The sequence below is a fragment of the Mesorhizobium sp. M7A.F.Ca.CA.002.09.1.1 genome, from assembly GCF_003998555.1.
GTDB classification, from domain to species: Bacteria; Pseudomonadota; Alphaproteobacteria; order Rhizobiales; family Rhizobiaceae; genus Mesorhizobium; species Mesorhizobium ciceri.
The window spans coordinates 1-811 of record NZ_RZRR01001411.1; the positions used below are offsets into that span (position 1 = coordinate 1).

The following is an 811-nucleotide window of genomic DNA, read 5'->3' on the forward strand; positions in this document are numbered from 1 at the left end:
TTCGACCACGGCCGCCCTGTTTGCGCAAGATCGATTCCGCGCTACCTCTATCCCAGCGCATCGCGCCTGGATTGTGTTTGTGTAGTTAACCCGGAAAGAGGCTCCTGATGGCATTCGCATTGCTGGACCAGATACGTCAGATATTCGACGGCGACCCCGGCGTGCGCAAGGTGGCGGACGATCCGGTCCTGTCGGCGGAATTGCTGATGCTGTTTCGCATGATCCTGGCCGACGGGTCGGTCAGCGAGAGCGAAATGGTTGCCTTCCGGCGCATCTGCAAGGACGCCTTCGGCATTCAGGAAAGCAGCATCGACAGCGTCATCGAATATCTCAACGAGTTCGGCTACGAGACCAATGGCTCGCAGGCGATTGCACTGTTCCGCGATCTCGACGTCGAGCGGCGCCGGCAATTGGCCAAACATATGGCGGAGATCGCCAAGGCGGATTCGCAACTGGCCGAGAGCGAGATCCGCCTGCTGCGCCGCACGCTCGACCTGCTCGATATCAGCCCGGTCGATGTGGTCAAGACGCAGGAGTGATCGGGCCGCCTTCTCTCCTGATCAGCCTTGCTCCCGCAGCCGCTCCGCGATCGCCCGGTGCAAGTCAGGGGCGGCGGTGACAAGCGCCTTGGCAGCCTCGGACTGCGGGTGGTCGAGCACTTCGCTCGTCTTGCCGCGCTCGACGATCTTGCCGTCATGCATGACCAGCACCTCGTCCGTGATGGCGCGGGCCACGGTCAGGTCGTGGGTGATGAAGAGGTAGGCGATGCCGAGCTTCTGGTTGAGCTCTGCGAACAGATCGAGGATCTGGG

At 62.0% G+C, this 811-nt stretch carries 1 protein-coding gene and 1 pseudogene; one reads left to right on the forward strand and one right to left on the reverse strand.

Features of this window, described 5'->3' with window-relative positions; all coding sequences use genetic code 11:
- Nucleotides 1-107 precede the first annotated feature (107 nt).
- Nucleotides 108-539, forward strand: coding sequence for a TerB family tellurite resistance protein (locus tag EN994_RS33605; RefSeq protein ID WP_063168183.1), 432 nt, complete (start codon nt 108-110; stop codon nt 537-539).
- 21 nt (nt 540-560) lie between these two features.
- On the opposite strand, the pseudogene EN994_RS33610 reads toward EN994_RS33605, so the two are convergent.
- Nucleotides 561-811 (reverse strand): annotated as a pseudogene (locus EN994_RS33610) (microcin ABC transporter ATP-binding protein); the annotation flags it as partial.

Coding starts and splice junctions, on each gene's coding strand:
- EN994_RS33605 (WP_063168183.1), top strand. CDS start 108: ATGGCATTCGCATTGCTGGACCAGATACGTCAGATATTCGACGGCGAC.